14 protein-coding genes are annotated in these 15,565 nt (G+C 71.3%); 6 read left to right on the forward strand and 8 right to left on the reverse strand.

Annotated features, from left to right (window positions below; translation table 11 throughout):
• Positions 1–55: 55 nt before the first annotated feature.
• Together GQQ92_RS12580 and GQQ92_RS12585 are read left to right on the forward strand one after the other, a co-directional pair.
• Complete coding sequence (locus GQQ92_RS12580; RefSeq protein ID WP_156999647.1) at positions 56–3,094, forward strand: hypothetical protein; 3,039 nt, start codon at positions 56–58, stop codon at positions 3,092–3,094.
• A complete protein-coding gene (locus tag GQQ92_RS12585) occupies positions 3,091–3,864 on the forward strand; it encodes a hypothetical protein (protein WP_156999648.1) in 774 nt (257 codons plus the stop codon). Before GQQ92_RS12580 ends, GQQ92_RS12585 begins: the two co-directional genes overlap by 4 nt.
• Positions 3,865–3,996: 132 nt before the next feature.
• Here the strand turns inward: GQQ92_RS12585 and rpsO are convergent, their stop codons facing one another.
• On the reverse strand, positions 3,997–4,266 hold the full coding sequence (rpsO, locus tag GQQ92_RS12590) for a 30S ribosomal protein S15 (RefSeq protein WP_056658110.1): 270 nt from the start codon (positions 4,264–4,266) through the stop codon (positions 3,997–3,999).
• A 202-nt stretch (positions 4,267–4,468) separates the two neighbouring features.
• Here rpsO and GQQ92_RS16935 point away from each other — a divergent pair, with 202 nt between their 5' ends.
• Entirely contained in the window at positions 4,469–5,638 is a 1,170-nt protein-coding gene (locus GQQ92_RS16935; protein WP_156999649.1) for a DUF4190 domain-containing protein, read from the forward strand.
• Between the two features lie 80 nt (positions 5,639–5,718).
• The gene (locus GQQ92_RS12600) at positions 5,719–7,023 is read left to right on the forward strand and encodes an HNH endonuclease signature motif containing protein (protein WP_156999650.1); all 1,305 of its coding nucleotides are present in this window, start codon (positions 5,719–5,721) and stop codon (positions 7,021–7,023) included.
• Between the two features lie 74 nt (positions 7,024–7,097).
• Here the strand turns inward: GQQ92_RS12600 and GQQ92_RS16610 are convergent, their stop codons facing one another.
• From GQQ92_RS16610 to GQQ92_RS12615, 3 genes are all read right to left on the reverse strand, one after another.
• Positions 7,098–7,586, reverse strand: a complete 489-nt coding sequence (locus GQQ92_RS16610; protein ID WP_197738245.1) for a peptidoglycan-binding domain-containing protein — start codon at positions 7,584–7,586, stop codon at positions 7,098–7,100.
• A gap of 482 nt (positions 7,587–8,068) precedes the next feature.
• Entirely contained in the window at positions 8,069–8,941 is an 873-nt protein-coding gene (locus GQQ92_RS12610; protein WP_232057675.1) for a CPBP family intramembrane glutamic endopeptidase, read from the reverse strand.
• Positions 8,942–8,949: 8 nt separating this feature from the next.
• A complete protein-coding gene (locus tag GQQ92_RS12615) occupies positions 8,950–9,852 on the reverse strand; it encodes a hypothetical protein (RefSeq protein WP_156999651.1) in 903 nt (300 codons plus the stop codon).
• A gap of 74 nt (positions 9,853–9,926) precedes the next feature.
• Here GQQ92_RS12615 and GQQ92_RS12620 point away from each other — a divergent pair, with 74 nt between their 5' ends.
• Positions 9,927–10,976: a M4 family metallopeptidase gene (locus GQQ92_RS12620; RefSeq protein WP_156999652.1), complete on the forward strand. Its 1,050-nt coding sequence runs from the start codon at positions 9,927–9,929 to the stop codon at positions 10,974–10,976.
• A gap of 10 nt (positions 10,977–10,986) precedes the next feature.
• Positions 10,987–11,376, forward strand: coding sequence for a protealysin inhibitor emfourin (locus tag GQQ92_RS12625; RefSeq protein WP_156999653.1), 390 nt, complete (start codon positions 10,987–10,989; stop codon positions 11,374–11,376).
• Between the two features lie 84 nt (positions 11,377–11,460).
• Here the strand turns inward: GQQ92_RS12625 and GQQ92_RS12630 are convergent, their stop codons facing one another.
• The 4 genes from GQQ92_RS12630 to GQQ92_RS12645 form a co-directional block, all read right to left on the reverse strand.
• Positions 11,461–11,832 (reverse strand): FKBP-type peptidyl-prolyl cis-trans isomerase, encoded by a 372-nt coding sequence (locus GQQ92_RS12630; protein WP_156999654.1) that lies wholly within the window; start codon positions 11,830–11,832, stop codon positions 11,461–11,463.
• 186 nt (positions 11,833–12,018) lie between these two features.
• Positions 12,019–12,432 (reverse strand): DUF779 domain-containing protein, encoded by a 414-nt coding sequence (locus GQQ92_RS12635; RefSeq protein WP_372493422.1) that lies wholly within the window; start codon positions 12,430–12,432, stop codon positions 12,019–12,021.
• A gap of 89 nt (positions 12,433–12,521) precedes the next feature.
• Positions 12,522–14,045 (reverse strand): acetaldehyde dehydrogenase ExaC, encoded by a 1,524-nt coding sequence (gene exaC / locus GQQ92_RS12640; protein ID WP_156999656.1) that lies wholly within the window; start codon positions 14,043–14,045, stop codon positions 12,522–12,524.
• A 197-nt stretch (positions 14,046–14,242) separates the two neighbouring features.
• Positions 14,243–15,532, reverse strand: a complete 1,290-nt coding sequence (locus tag GQQ92_RS12645) for a GAF domain-containing protein (RefSeq protein ID WP_156999657.1) — start codon at positions 15,530–15,532, stop codon at positions 14,243–14,245.
• Positions 15,533–15,565: the final 33 nt, after the last annotated feature.

The following is a 15,565-nucleotide window of genomic DNA, read 5'->3' on the forward strand; positions in this document are numbered from 1 at the left end:
CGACATGGCCGCGCGCGCGAGCCCGGGGCCCGCGATGCCGAATAGAATCGGCCGGGTGACTCGCCAAGACCGACCCGACGACGAGTCCGCCCCCGATCGTTCCGCGGCCGCCGGGGCGATGCCCGCCGAGGCGATCGCCGACGAGCGGCCGAGGCACACGCCGCTCTGGTCCCTGCTCTCCGGCTGGCTGCTCGGGCTCGAGGCGTGGCTGCGCTCGCACGGCGGCAGAGGCCTCCGCCGCGGCATCCGCGTCTTCTGGGCGGCCGTCGCAGCGGCCGGCGTGTGGCTGCTGATCGGGCCCGTGATCAACGCGCCGCTCACCCTCGACGACATCACCTCGTCGGCGGGCTCGGCGACCGACGACTGGATCGCACGGGAGTTCGCGGCCGACTACCGCATCTCGCGCGACGACGACGGCCGGCTTCGGGCCGAGGTCGAGGAGCGCATCGACGCGTTCTTCCCCCACGACGTCGACGAGACGGGCATCGAGCGGGTGCTCGCGACCGAGTACGAGGGCCACGCCCTGGAGCCATCGGCGATCAGCGCCGAGCTCGACGGCGAACCGGTCGCGGTCGAGATCGAGCGCGGCCCCACGACGCTCACGGTCGCGATCGACGCCGGCGAGCGCCTCACCGGCGACCACGACGTCGTGCTGCGATACCGCATGCAGGATCTCGCATATCCCGCCGACGACGAGGCGACCGGCACGACCGTCGACCTCTTGGAGTGGGACGTGTTCGGCCCGTCGTGGCCGCAGGCCTTCGCCGGGCTCGACGTCGCGATCACGATGCCCGACGAACTCGCCGACGAGCTCATCCGGCCCCCGCGCGGTGCGCTCGCGTGGTTGCTCGTCGGCGGCGGCGAGTGGCTGGAGCCCGAGGCCGACAGCCCTGCCGGGTCGACGACCTTCCGCCTGGTGAACGACCAGAACATCCCGCCGCACGCGCAGGCGTGGTTCACGATGAGCTTCGAGTCCGGCACCTTCACGATGCCGCCGAACTCGCCGTGGTTCATCGTGCAGACGTTCGGGCCGGTCGTTCCGCTCGTGCTCCTCGCGGTCGCCCTGCTGTTCGCGCTGGCCGCCCGCGCGGTGGCGTGGGCGGATGCCAGGGGCCGGCCCTGGTTCCTCGCCCGCCACGACCCTCCCGACACGTCGCCCGCGATCGCGGCGCATGTGCTCGGCGCACCGCTGGCGATGGAGCTCGCGGTATCGCTCGACCGCATCCCGTCGAAGCCGGTGCGCGGCGTCGAAGGCCGGGCGCAGCGCATCGACGCCGCGCGGGCCGCGCGCCGCACCGGCCGGCTCGGCAACCTGCCCCGCGCGCTCGCACGGTACTGGTTCGGCGCCGAGCGGCGGGCCGTGGTCGCCGACGGGCTGCGCCGTGTGCCGAGGGGATTCGTGCGCGACGCGTTCCTCGCCGCTCCCCCGGCGCTCATGCTCGTGCAGTGGGGGCTCGTCCGACAGCTCTCGCATCAGACGACGCTCTCGATCGTCTGGTGGCCCGTCGCGTTCGTGCTCGTCTCGACCGTGCTCGCGGCGCTCGTCATGTGGATCGCCTGGTCCTCGCGCCCGCTCACGCGGCGCGGCGCACTGCTGAAGCAGGACCTGCTCGGCGTCGAGGTGTACGCCGAGCGCACGCAATTGCTCGACCGCGGGCCGGCGACCGACCCTGCGATGCCGTATGCGGTGCTCGGCGGCGACGCCGGATCGAGCGGCCGCCGGGTGGGTGCGCTGCTCGAGGCCGAACTCGGCGACGTCGAGCTCGCGAAGGGCTGGCAGACCCCCGGATACCTCGGCTGGGCCCGCCTGCTCGTGATCGGCGCCTCGGTGCTGCTGCTCCCGGCCATGATCGTGCTCATGGCTCGCGTGCCGAATCCGTACGACACGTACCGCGAGTACGCCGCCTACGACCAGGACGTCCCCGGCACCCTCTGGACGAACGTCGAGTCGGCGGACATCGTGGGCGAGCTCACCCGGGGCGCCGACGGCGCGGCCGTGGTCGAGGTCACCGAGCGCTACACGGTGGCGTTCGACGACTCGAGCAGCCAGGTGCCCCAGTTCGCGAATCAGTGGCCCGACCTCGTCGACGGCCAGTCGCTCGGGCTGCGGGTCGATGCGGTGCGCCTCGACGGTGCGGATGCCCCGTACCTCACGACACGCGACGGCGACACGCTCCTGATGCGCACCGCGTTCACCGAGGTGCTCTCCGGCACGCACGACCTCGAGATCGACTACACCCTCGGTTCCGCGGCGTTCGCCGTGCCGGGCGATGACGGCGGCCCGAGATCCGGGCCGATCGTCGACCGGGTGCGCTGGGCGGCGCTCATCGAGGACTGGCACTACAGCGGGCTCTGGCGCGATCCCGAGACGCACGAGTTCGCGCCGACCCGGGTCGAGTTCCGCATCGGCGAGGAGCTCTCGGCGCTCGCCCTGCAGTCGGGCTGGATCACCCTCGACACGAGCGGCGACGGCCCGGCCGCGCAATGGCCCGAGACGGTCGTGCCCTTCGGCGAGGTCGACGGCGGGTACCCCGGTGTCGAGCTCTCCGAGCACGGCACCGAGGAGACCGTCGACGAGTCCGACGGCGAGCTCACCGCCTCCCTGGCGCTCGAGGACACGGAGTACGGGCTCCCCTTGCAGATCACGGCCGACGACCTCGGCGTTCGCCTCGACTTCCCGGCGGGCACCTTCACCGGCCCCGACGAGCGGGCGATGCACGAGAGCCGGGCGATCGCCGCCCTGCCGTTCACCGTCGTGCTGGGTCTCGAGCTGCTCGCCATCGCGATCGGGGCGGCGGGCATCCTCGTCGGCCTCCGGCGCGCCCCGATGGGCTTCCGGCGCGGGGTGTTCCGCGACCTGCTGGTGTGGACCGCACCGCTGGCCACGCTCACGGCCTTCGTCGGGTTCGTGTGGCTGACCGGCGACATCCCGGCCGACCACCCCGTGATCCCGCAGATCGGCTGGCCGTTGCTCGTCGCCGCGGTCACGACGGTCGCGGCGCTCGTGCTCACCCGGCGGGGCCGTGCTCCCGGTGCGCCGCGGCGATCGAAGGCGCGGGCCGGGTCGGCCTCCACGCCGAAGGGACGGTCGTGAACGGCCGCCGCCTCGCCGCCGCAGGGGCGGTCGTGGCGGTCGCCCTGCTGCTGAGCGGGTGCGTCCCCGAGTACTTCGCCAAGATCAACGCCGGCCAGCAGCGTGTCGACACGGAGGTCGAGGAGGCCGGACTCGAGGCATCCGTCGATGCCGATTATTCCTGCACGGGCGCGCTGCCCTTCACCGCGACCACGTGCCGCGCAGCCGTGACCGTGACGACCGACGACCTCGACGTCATCGAGAGGGCCGCGGAGCTCGAGGCCCTGCGCGCCGAGACCGACGGGCGTTCGTGGACCGTCGTCTACCGCGGAACGACCTACTGGGCGGAGCCCGACAACCTCGCCCAGCTGCCCGTGGTCGACGGCACCCTGCCCACGGGCGTCACGATCGACCGGGTCGAGATCGGCGACGCTCGGGTCGGCATCGCGCTGACGGATGTCACGAGCTTCGAGCAACTCTGCGCCCTCGGCGAGGAGCAGACCTCAGCCGGCATCATCACGTCGCGCGTGGAGGGCCGCACCGATCTCGAAGTCCGACTCGACGCCGTGGATGACGCCGCCTTCGCCGACGCATGCGACCTCGGCGACGCGGCCATCGACTCGCTCGGCCTGAGCACACTGACCAGGGTCGGCATCGGACCCGACGACGCGGGCGGGCTGACGCTCACGATCATCCCGAAGACGCAGGACGCGCTCGATGCCGCACGCGAGTGGGTCGCCGCCGTCGCGATTCCGGAGGGCGTCGACGTCGACGCGTCGGTCTACTACTGAGTGCATGACGAAGGCCGGGCGCATGACGAGGGCCGGGCGCATGACGAAGGCCCCCGGCCGGCTCGTGAGAGCGGGGCGGGGGCCTTCGCAAGAAGTTCGCGGTATCAGCGAGAGCCGCGTCGGGAACGACGCTTAGCGGCGCAGACCGAGACGCTCGATGAGCTTGCGGTAGCGGTTGATGTCGACATCGGCGAGGTAGCCGAGGAGACGACGGCGCTGACCGACCAGGAGGAGCAGGCCACGACGCGAGTGGTGGTCGTGCTTGTGCTCCTTCAGGTGCTCGGTGAGGTCCTTGATTCGCTTCGTGAGGAGCGCGATCTGGACCTCGGGGGATCCGGTGTCACCGGGGTGGGTCGCGTACTCTTCGATGATCGCCTTCTTGACGTCTGCTTCAAGTGCCATAGATGGGATCCCCTTTCTCATTCGTTGCGCGCTGCCCGGGGCGGATTGCCTGAGCTCTCTTGATGCGCGGCCGTTTCACGGCAACCTGAAGAGTCTACCAGAGCGGATGCCTCGCGGCCGCCGCCGCGTGAACCGACCTCTCGCGCCCGTGGGATACTTTCGCGACCGGGTCGCCGACCACGCCCCGGAGAGGAGCACCGACGTGACCGAGACGCCGAACCGGCCCGAGGACGACCGACCCGCGGACGACCGGCTCGCGACGCCGTCGGGCGACGGCGCGGTGCCGCCGATCCCGACCCCCGCCGACCTCGGATTCACGGCGGCGCCGGTCGAGCCCGCCGCACCCGCGGCGACTCCGGTGCCGCCGTACGGACCGCCGCCGACCGAGTACGGGGCTCCGCCGGCCTACGGCGCGCCGCAGGCCTACGGGGCTCCGTCGACCTACCCGGCGCCCCAGGCCTACGCGGCACCGTCGGCCTACCCGGCGCCCCCGACCTACGGCGCACCGCCGGCCTACGGCTCGCCCGCGGCATCCGCCCCCTCCCCTTCGGCGAGGAACCCGTTCGGGCTCACCGCCCTCATCACCGGCATCGTGGCGATCGTGCTGGCCGCGATCCCGTTCGCGGCGTTCATCGCCTGGCTGCCGGCGATCGCGGCGGTGGCCTTCGGCATCGCCGCGCTCGTGACGAAGCGCTCGGCGAAGCGTGGCCAAGGGCTCACCGGACTCATCCTCGGCTCGATCGCCTTCGTGCTCTCGATCATCATGAGCGTCGTGTCGGTCTTCCTGGTGGCGGCGGTGTCGATCAACGCGGTGAACGACTCGATCGAGTCGGGCTTCGACTCCGGCTACACCGGCGACGACACGGACGTCGAGGGCGATCCGTCGTACGAGGCCGACACGCAGATCGTCGGCGGATCCGCAGCCGGCACGGCCGAGGATCCGTTCCCCATCGGCGAGACCGTCGAGATCGCACGCCTCGGCGAGCCGCTCTACTCGATCACCATCGTCGCGCCGAACCTCGACGCCGACGACCTCGTCGCCGCCGAGGCCGACGACAACGACTCCGCGCCCGACGGCTCCTCGTACGTGCTCGTCCCGGTGACGGTGACGTACCACGACGACGCCCTGAGCCCCGGTTCGCCCGTGTCGGCCTGGGAGGACCTCTACCTCACGTTCGTCACGGCCGACGGCGAGGAGATCGAGGAGAACTACGGCGCGATCCCCGACGCGTTCTTCGACCTCCCCGACCTGCAGCCGGGCGAGAGCGGCACCGGCAACTACGCGTTCATCGTGCCCGACGACGCGATCGCCGACGGCACCTGGCTCGTCTCGGTCGGCTGGGAGTTGGAGTACCACGTCGACGCGCGGTAGCGCCGAATTGGCGTTCGACCTGCGGTTTCTCGCTCCGACCGGCGTGTTCGAATGTCGGTGGGTCCTGTTTGGATGAAGACATGCCCGCCATCATCGACGCCCCGCCGCTCACGGCGCTGCAGTTCAGATTGGCGGCGATCTCGGCGTACGACGGCATGATCCGTCAGGCGCAGGCAGATCAGTACCGGCACGTCCAGCTCGCTCGCGAGGCCGCAGCCGAGGTCGAGGGCGTCACGGCCGCGAGCAGCGCCGCCGAACGCGATCTCGCGACCCGGTCGTTCGTCGCCGAGCTCGCGACGACCCTCGGTCGGCACGAGGCATCCGCGTCTCGTCTCGTCAGCGAGGCCGAGCGACTCACCGGGCCGCGCGCGGCGACGCTCGCGGCGCTCGAGTCGGGCGTTCTCGGGCTCACGCAGGTGCGGTCGGTGCTCGAACTCACGCAGGGCGTGCCCGCCGAGGTCGCCGACGCCGTCGAGCGGGTCGCCCTCGACGCGGCCGAGGCGGCGTCGGCCGACGGCACGGTCTCGACGAACGCCGACCTGCGCCGGCGCATGCGGCGGGTTCGCGAACGACTGCACCCCGAACCCCTGGTCGATCGCCGGGCACGTGCGGCCGTCGAACGACGCATCTGCCTCGAACCCGCGCACGACGGCATGGCCTGGCTCAGCCTGTACCTCGAGGCCGAGCGGGCGGTCGCGATCGAGCGTCGGCTCGAGGCGTTGGCGCATCGGGATCCGGCGGCGGGCGACCTCCGCACCCTCGCGCAGCGCGGGCTCGATGCTGCGGCCGAACTCCTGCTCGGCGAGGCCTCCGGCACGGCGTCCGGTGCGGTCACCGGCACCGCGTCCGGTGCGGTCACCGGCGTCGTCCAACCGCGCATCAACGTCACGGTGCCCGTGCTCACGCTGCTCGGTCTCGACGACGAACCCGCCGACCTCGAGGGGTACGGCCCGATCGACGCCGAAACCGCTCGGCGGTTGACCGCGCACGCCCCGTCGATGCGACGCATCCTCGTGCATCCAGAGTCGGGCGCGCTGCTCAGCTATGGTCGCGACACCTACCGAGCACCCGCCGACCTCGCCGGGTTCGTGCGTGTGCGCGACGGACGATGCCGCTTTCCGGGCTGCTCACGACGAGCCGACCGCGCCGATCTCGACCACACCGTCGCCTGGCACCGCGGCGGGCGAACGGATGCCTCGAACCTCGCCGCCCTGTGCCGACATCATCATCGGCTGAAACACGAGAGCGGTTGGCGCGTCGAACACGAGCCGGGCGGCGTGATGCGATGGCACTCCCCCGCAGGTCATGTGCTGCGCACGCTGCCCGAGCGGCCGTTCGACAGCACCGCGTTCGCGAACACGCCAGAGCCTGCCCGCCTGTCGTGAACACGAGAACCCCCGGCGATCAGTGCCGGGGGTTCTCGGTGACGTGCCTCGGACGCAGCGGAGGCACGTCAGGCTCAGCGGGGGTACTTCGAGACGGTGGTGAACCCGGCCCCCGCAGCGGGCTTCTCCACGTAGCAGCCGGCGTCGTAGGCGGCATTCCACGCAGCCTTCATCTTGGCGGGCGAGTTGTACTCGATGAACGAGCGCACGCCCACGTACCGGCAGAGCTGGTTCCAGGTGATCGGTCCGACGATGCCGTCGGAGACGAGACCGAGGTAGCTCTGGAAACGCTTGACGTTGGTCTTCGTGTTCGCTCCGAAGCTGTTGTCGACGGCGAGCTGGTAGCCGCCGTACGACGAACCCCGGGAGGTCGCGAGTCCGTTGAGCATCGTCTGGATCTTTCCGACGCAGGTCGCGTAGCCGCCGGACGCGTACGTGTACGACGTACATCCGTGGCCGGTCGATCCGGCGGCGTTGGCCGCGGTCGCGGGAATGACGGCACCGAATCCGGCGATCGCGAGCGCGAGCGCTCCCGCAGCGAGCCGGCCCTTGAGTGATTTCACCTGGTGGTTCTCCGATCAGGTCGTGGAGTCGTGCATGGCGTGCACGCGGTCAACCATAGGAGCGGAGAATCGCCTCCGGAATCGGCAGGACTCCCCATTGACCGAGCGTCGCCTTCAGCGCCCGAGCGAGGCGACCGGACGGGGTCCTGGAGCGGGGGGACTTCCAGGCCCGCGCCGCCCGGTCGCGCGCTGCCGAAACCCGTGGGGGGCCGGGAATCGGCGACGCGGGGTCATCCACGACGATGACGGGACCGCAGCACGCCCGATAGGGACGGACGCCGGGGCGTTCCCTTCGGTTCCGACCGCGTCGACTCCCGGAACCCGGGCGGTTCAACGGGAATGCACGGTTCGCAACCTCGTGATTCCACCGTACGACGGCTCGCCCGGGAATGCGAGACGTCTGTGGTCTGACCACAAGGGAGCGCCGAATTCTCGCCGGAACCTGTGGTCTGACCACAAAGCGCGCATCGGCGCGGGCACCGCTACGGCGCGAGCAGGAAGATCGGCGGCCACCCGGTGTGCGCGTACACGATCACCGCGAACACGACCGCGTCGAAGAGCATGTGCACGGTGAACACGTAGCCGAGCGACTTCGTGAGCTTGAACGTGTACCCCTGGATCAGCGCGAACGGGATCGTGAGCAGCGGCCCCCACGACTGGTAGCCGAGCTCCCACAGGAACGACACGAACACGATCGTCTGCAGCAGGTTCGCCTGCCAGGTCGGGAAGTGCCGGCGCAGCAGCACGAACACCGTGCAGATGAAGAACAGCTCATCCCACGTGCCCACGGCGATGACGCCGACGAGCAGCCGCCCGATCTCGTCGGGCTCGGTGACCGTCGGCCAGTTCTGATACACGCCCGACGTGATGAAGTAGAACGGCAGGATGAGCCAGCCGGCGAGCGTCACGAAGATCAGGTAGAGCCACTGCGTGCGGTTCCACCGCCGGCCCGTGCGCCACGGGAACCGGATGGTGCGTTCGCGGTACACGAACCGCGAGATGAGGAACGGCACGAGCACCGCGAGCCCGAGCACCACGGCGAACCGCACCATGCCCGCGTCGCTGAGGTCGGCCTTCATCGAGGCCGTCGAGATGACGACCTGCCCGACGGCGATGAGCGCGAGGTCGGCGAGCAGGCGCTCGGTGCGGCCGGAGCGATCGCAGAGCCACGCGGCCAGCAGGCCCGCGGCGAGCATCGCGTAGCCCGCGATCGGCAGCAGGAACCCGAACAGGAGCACGGCGGCGCCGCAGACGAGCACCGCGGGGATCAGGGCGATCGGATGCGTCCGCAGAGCGGGGGCGTCGGATGCCGCGGCACGGCCGGGCGGCCCCGGATCCTCGTTCGTGCGCGGCATCCGCCGACCTACTCGTCGTCGCCGAGATCGCCGCGACGCGACGCCTCGACCCAGCGCGAGAGGAACACCGCACCCGCGTGATCGTGGATCAGGTCGCCCGCGGTGAGCACGGGGTACCCCGTGTCGGGCACGCCGTCGGCGGGCCGCACGTCGACGTGCCGCACCGCTTCGCCGCGCGCGTGCAGCCAGTCGGCCATGTGGTAGTCGCCCCGCGAATCGCCCATGGTGCGCCAGTGCTGCGGGCGGATGCCGCGGGCCCCGAGCAGTTCGACGGCCCGCGCCGCGCCGAGGTCTTTACCGAGGCGTACCGACTCGACGTCGGTCGAGATGATCGTGGGGTCGATGCGCCAGTGCACGCGCCCCGCGGCATCCGGTCGCTCGGCGCCCTCGCGCACCGTGCCGTACCCGAGGGCGGCGAGCGTCTCGCGGGCGTGCTCGTCGAACCGCGGCTGCGCCTCGAGGTAGTCGGCGGATGCCACGTGCACATGCTGCTCGACCGAGACCATCGCCCGCTTCGTCTCGTCGAAGAACCCGAACTCGTCGAAGTACTCGCCGACGTACGCGCGCATGGCGTCGGAGAACTCGGCCGGCATCGCGAGCGCGTCGTCGACGTGCACCTCGCCGAGGCCGTTCACGTCGATCTCGGCCCAGACCGCGCCCTTCTCGCAGATCGCCCAGACCGGGGCGCCGGGCTCGAGCCCCGCGGCGACGAGCGGCGGAACGACCTGCTCGGCGATGAACGCGTCGGAGCGCCCCGTGTTGAAGACCACGGGGTTGCCCGCGTTCGCGAGGGCCGCGAGATCGCGGGCGATCGACGGGATCGAGATCGAGCGGGTCAGCGGGCTCGCGATGGGCCCGTCGACGTCGAGCAGGAGACCGAGCAGCGGTGCGGCGTTCGGGGACGAGGTCACCGTCCCAGCCTATTCGCCCCCGCGTGCCGCGCGCCGCGCCGCCCGATGTCACCGGCAGGTGCCAGCATCGACGCATGCAGACGATCGTTCCGCCCTACCTGCTCGACCGCATCGCCGAGGCCGCCGACCCGCGGTTCCCGCTCGCCGCCGACGCCGCACGGCGTGCGCTCCTGCGCGAGCCGCCCGCGCGGGTGGGTCCGCTCATCCTGCCCGACGAGCCCGACCAGCCGAGCGCGCTGCCCGACGCCCCGTCGACGCCCGACCGGCGCATCTCCGACGCCCAGGGCCGGGAGACCCTTCCGGGGCGTCTCGTGCGCCGCGAGGGCGAACGAGACACCGGCGACGAGGCCGTCGACGACGCCTACGACGGCCTCGGCGACACGCATCGCCTGTTCGACCGCGTGTTCGGGCGCGACTCGATCGACGGCGCCGGCATGCCGCTCGAGGCCACGGTGCACTTCGGTCGGGCCTACGACAACGCCTTCTGGGACGGCGAGCGCATGGTGTTCGGCGACGGCGACGGCGAGGTGTTCCGGGGCTTCACCGACTCGCTGAGCGTCATCGGCCACGAGCTCGCCCACGGCGTCACCGAGCACACCGCGCGCCTGCGCTACCAGGGCCAGTCGGGGGCGCTCAACGAGCACGTCTCCGACGCGTTCGGCGCGCTCGTCGAGCAGTACGCCCTCGGTCAAGACGCCACGGCCGCGAGCTGGCTCATCGGCGAGGGCATCTTCACCGACGAGGTGCAGGGCCGCGCCCTCCGCTCGATGCTCGAGCCCGGCACCGCCTACGACGACGACGTGCTCGGGCGCGATCCGCAGCCCGCGCACATGCGCGACTACATCGAGACCGACCAGGACAACGGCGGCGTGCACCTGAACTCCGGCATCCCGAACCGGGCGTTCGCGCTCGCAGCGCGGCAGATCGACGGCTTCGCATGGGAGAGCGTGGGGCGCGTCTGGTACGACACGCTCACCTCCGGAAACCTCGACGAGAACGCGACCTTCGAGCAGTTCGCCGCCGAGACCGTGCGGCAGGCCGAACACCGCTTCGGCGCGGGTTCCGGCGAGGCCGCCGCGATCCGAGAGGGCTGGCAGCAGGTGGGGGTGCCGACGGCGGAGTAGCCTTCGCTGCATGGACGTCTTCGTCTCCCGAAGCGGCGGCCTCGCCGGCCTCCGCCTGACCTGGCATGTGCGCGTCGACGAGCAACCCGACGCCGACGACTGGTTCCTGCTCATCGAGCAGATCCCCTGGAACGAGATGCCGCCCGAACCGGCCGAGCCCGACCGCTTCACGTGGGACATCCGGTGCGAGGCGCCGCAGACCGACGGCGCGACGCACCCCGACGGCGCGACGCAGGCCGCGGGCGCGACGCAGGCCGCGGCACCGGCTCCCCCAGCCGCCGAGGTCCAGGAGGCGACGCTCGCCGAACGTCAGCTCACCGGGCCGTGGCGGCGCCTCGTCGATCGGGTGCAGGAGACGGCGGAGCCGCAGCGCGCCGCCCCCGGGTCGGGCCGCACCTGACCGACCTGTCGATGCGTCGAGCACGACGAAGGCCGCCGGCTCTCGCCGACGGCCTTCGCTTCGTGCGCGGGTGTGCCGCCCGGCTCAGCTGACGCCGAGCAGGTCGATCACGAAGATCAGGGTCTGACCCGAGAGGCGGTGTCCGCCGCCGGCGGGGCCGTAGGCCTTGTGCGGGGGCACGATGAGCTTGCGACGACCGCCCACCTTCATGCCGGGAATGCCCTCCTGCCAGCCGGCGATGAGCGCCTGCAGCGGGAAGTTGATGGACTGGTTGCGGCTCCACGAGGAATCGAACTCGTCGCCGGTGTCGTACTCGACGCCGAGGTAGTGCACATCGACCGTGGAGCCGGGCTGCGCCTCGGCGCCGTCGCCCACGACGATGTCCTCGATCACGAGATCTGCGGGGGCGGGGCCCTCGGGCGCGTCGACTTCGGGCTTGCTGTTCGTGTCAGTCATGGTGTCCATCCAACCCGACGGGGATGTCGCGGACAACCGTCCACCGCCCTCTTGCGCTGACCGCGAACATGACGCACGCTGGTCTCCTAAGAAACTCGTCGTCCCGCAGAGTCGTCGGCATTGCCACACCGCAGGGCGGCGAGTTTCTTTGCGTCCGGGCGGCTCTCCGCGGCGTCCTGCAACTGCTCACTCCTCGATGAGCCGCGACCTGATGAGGAACCGCACCCCCTCCGGCGCCTCGACTGAGAAACCGCTCCCCCGACCCTTCACCACGTCGACCGTCAGGTAGGTGTGCCGCCAGTAGGCGAACTGCTCGGCCGACATCCAGAACGGCACGATTCGCGGCGAGCCCGCGACATCCGCCTCACTGGAGGCGCCGGGGTGTCCCGAGACATCCGTTCGCCCTGCGTCCGCCGGCCCGAGGTCGAGTTCGCCGAGCAGCACGTCGGCGTCGCTCGTGATGAAGTCGCCGGCCGGGTAGCACATGGGCGAACTCCCGTCGCAGCATCCGCCCGACTGGTGGAACATGAGCGGCCCGTGCTCGCCCCACAGCATCGCGAGCAGGTCGGATGCCGCGGGCGAGAGTTCCACCCGCGGCATCCGCTCCCCCGCGACCGTGATCGAGCCGACGATCCGGCCGAGCGCCCCCACGCCCGTCCTGTCGATGCTCATCTCGGTCGTCCCCCGGATCAGAAGAACCCGAGCGGGTTCTCGTTGTAGCTGACCAGGAGGTTCTTGGTCTGCTGGTAGTGATCGAGCGCGGCCTTGTTGTTCTCGCGGCCGATGCCCGACGACTTGTAGCCGCCGAAGGCCGCGCCCGCGGGGTACGCGTGGTAGTTGTTCACCCACACGCGACCGGCCTGGATGTCGCGGCCGGCCCGGTACGCCTCGTTGCCGTTGCGGCTCCAGACGCCCGCGCCGAGCCCGTAGAGCGTGTCGTTCGCGATCTCGATGGCGTCGGCGTAGTCGGTGAAACTCGTGACGGCGACCACCGGGCCGAAGATCTCCTCCTGGAAGAGCCGCATGCGGTTCTGGCCCTCGAAGATCGTGGGCTGCACGTAGTAGCCCTCGCTCAGGTCGCCGCCGAGGTCGGCCCGTTCGCCGCCGAGCAGCAGCTTCGCACCCTCCTGCTTGCCGATGTCGATGTAGCTCAGGATCTTCTCGAGCTGGTCGTTCGAGGCCTGCGCGCCGACCTGCGTCTCGGTGTCGAGCGGGTTGCCCTGCTTGGCGAGCTTCGTGCGCTCGATCGCGTCGTCGAGGAACGTGTCGTAGATGGACTTCTGGATGAGCGACCGGCTCGGGCAGGTGCAGACCTCGCCCTGGTTGAACGCGAACAGGCTGAAGCCCTCGAGCGCCTTGTCGTAGAACGTGTCGCGCTTGTCGGCGACGGACTCGAACACGATGTTCGGGCTCTTGCCGCCGAGCTCGACGGTCGACGGGATGATGTTGTTCGACGCGTATTGCAGGATGAGGCGGCCCGTCGTGGTCTCGCCGGTGAACGCGATCTTGCGGATGCGGTTCGACGACGCGAGCGGCTTGCCCGCCTCGACCCCGAAGCCGTTCACGACGTTCAGGACGCCGGGCGGCAGGATGTCGGCGATGAGCTCCATGAGCACGAGGATCGACGTCGGTGTCTGCTCGGCGGGCTTCAGCACGACGGCGTTGCCCGCGGCGAGCGCGGGCGCGAGCTTCCACACGGCCATGAGCAGCGGAAAGTTCCACGGGATGATCTGGCCGACCACGCCGAGCGGCTCATGGAAGTGATAGGCCACCGTGTCCTCGTCGAGCTGCGAGAAGCTGCCCTCCTGCGCGCGGATCAGGCTCGCGAAGTAGCGGAAGTGGTCGCTCGCGAGCGGCAGGTCGGCGTTCAGCGGCTCGCGGATCGACTTGCCGTTGTCCCACGTCTCGGCGACCGCGAGCAGCTCGAGGTTCGCGTCGATGCGGTCGGCGATCGCGTTGAGCACGGCGGCGCGCTTCGCTGCGCTCGTGCGACCCCACGCGGGAGCAGCCCGGTGCGCGGCGTCCAGCGCCGCGTCGATGTCGGCCGCCGTGCCGCGGGCGACCTCGGTGAACGGGCGACCGTTCACGGGCGAGATGTTCTCGAAGTAGGCGCCCTCCTTGGGCTTCACCCACTCGCCGCCGATGAAGTGCTCGTAGCGCGGCTTGAACTCGATCAAAGCGCCGGCGGTGCCTGGCGCGGCGTACACGGTCATCGTGTCTCCTCGTGACGTCGTTGTCTGGTTGCCCTGGTGTCTGGTTCCCCCGCACCGGGCAGGCGCACGGTGCGGGGGTTGCCAGTCACGGTAGGCGCGGGCCCGTTGCGACCCGGTTGCCCGAGGGTTGCAGGTGCGTTGCAACGCACGCATCGAGCAGGGCAGACGTTGGCTCGGGCGAGCGGATGCCCGGCGCCTCAGCGCTGCGCGGCCTCGAGCCGTTCGAGGTGCGCCACGACGGAAGCCCGCCGCGGGGATCGCGGCGGCAGCACGCCGAGGAGGGCGCGCCACACGTCGGCGTCCTGGCGGTTCTCGTCGCGGTCGGCGTAGGCGGCCAGGACGTCGGGCGCGGCATCCGACAGCATGGACTCGCGCAGGCGACCGGCGAGCTCCTCGCGGATCTCGACGATGCCGGGGGCGGTCGATGCCGGCAGCACGGGGCCGGTGTAGCGCTCGGCGGCCCGGCGCAGCGATCCTCGCGCGAGCAGTGCCGCGACCGCACTCGCGTCGAGGTCGACCTCGCGGGCGAGCCGATAGGGGCGCGATTCGAGTGCCGGCTCGCCGGCCGACTCGAGCACGCGACGCAGACGCACGAGCTCGGCGCGGACCGTCACGGGCGAGACGTCCCGCTCGGACAGCAGCGCGGCGAGGCGTTCGGCGCCCAGGCCCCGAGGATGCCACGCGAGCAGGGTCAGGATCTCGGCGTGCCGGGGGCTGAGCACGGTCGCGCCGAGGCGCGGGCGCCGCTCGCCGAGCACGGTGAGGGGTGTCGGCAACGCCTTCGGTGGTGCGACCGCGCGCACGCGGGAGCGACGGAGGGTCGACTTCACGGCGGATTCGAGCCGGGCGATGCGCAACTCGGCCTCGACGGCAGCGACCGTCGCCGACACGAGCGAGAGTGCATGCGGCGCGACCGCGAGGTCGGTGCCCGTGATGTCGATGACCCCCAGCATCTCGCCCGTCGCCGGGTCGTGCACGGGCGCCGCGGTGCAGCTCCACGGGTGCACGATGCGGTTGTAGTGCTCGGCGCCCCGGATCTGCACGGCGCGGTCGAGCGCGAGCGCCGTGCCCGGTGCGCTCGTGCCCACGCTCGCCTCCGACCAGTCGGCGCCTGCGACGAAGAGCATGTCCTCAGCCCGGCGTCGCAGTCCGGCGTCGCCCTCGACCCAGAGCAGCCTGCCGTGAGCGTCGCCGATCGCGATCACGAGCCCCGACTCGTCGGCGCCCTCGACGAGCAGTCGGCGGATGACGGGCATGACGGGCGCCAGGGCGTGCGCGGCACGGTAGTCGCGGAACGCGTCTTCATCGAGATCGACCCGCGGCAGCGCCCGGTCGGGATCGATCGCCCCGCGGATCGCGCGCTCCCACGACTCGCGGACGACGGGCCGCAGCACGGGCGGGACGGATCCGGCCGCGATCGCGTCTTCCTGCAGGTGCAGCAGCCGATCGCGCAGCATCGAACTCTGCGGGTACTGCGGCACGGGCATGCCGACTCCGATCGCCGTCAATCTGGATGCCGC

It is taken from the genome of Agromyces terreus (genome assembly GCF_009749465.1).
GTDB lineage: Bacteria > Actinomycetota > Actinomycetes > Actinomycetales > Microbacteriaceae > Agromyces > Agromyces terreus.

What these genes read in the sequence shown, in the direction of transcription:
- GQQ92_RS12610 (WP_232057675.1), bottom strand. Translation starts at nt 8,941, where the DNA reads ATGCCGCGCACGAACGAGGATCCGGGGCCGCCCGGCCGTGCCGCGGCA.
- GQQ92_RS12625 (WP_156999653.1), top strand. Translation starts at nt 10,987, where the DNA reads ATGGACGTCTTCGTCTCCCGAAGCGGCGGCCTCGCCGGCCTCCGCCTG.
- exaC (WP_156999656.1), bottom strand. Translation starts at nt 14,045, where the DNA reads ATGACCGTGTACGCCGCGCCAGGCACCGCCGGCGCTTTGATCGAGTTC.
- rpsO (WP_056658110.1), bottom strand. Translation starts at nt 4,266, where the DNA reads ATGGCACTTGAAGCAGACGTCAAGAAGGCGATCATCGAAGAGTACGCG.
- GQQ92_RS12630 (WP_156999654.1), bottom strand. Translation starts at nt 11,832, where the DNA reads ATGACTGACACGAACAGCAAGCCCGAAGTCGACGCGCCCGAGGGCCCC.
- GQQ92_RS12645 (WP_156999657.1), bottom strand. Translation starts at nt 15,532, where the DNA reads ATGCCCGTGCCGCAGTACCCGCAGAGTTCGATGCTGCGCGATCGGCTG.
- GQQ92_RS12635 (WP_372493422.1), bottom strand. Translation starts at nt 12,432, where the DNA reads ATGCCGCGGGTGGAACTCTCGCCCGCGGCATCCGACCTGCTCGCGATG.
- GQQ92_RS12620 (WP_156999652.1), top strand. Translation starts at nt 9,927, where the DNA reads ATGCAGACGATCGTTCCGCCCTACCTGCTCGACCGCATCGCCGAGGCC.
- GQQ92_RS12600 (WP_156999650.1), top strand. Translation starts at nt 5,719, where the DNA reads ATGCCCGCCATCATCGACGCCCCGCCGCTCACGGCGCTGCAGTTCAGA.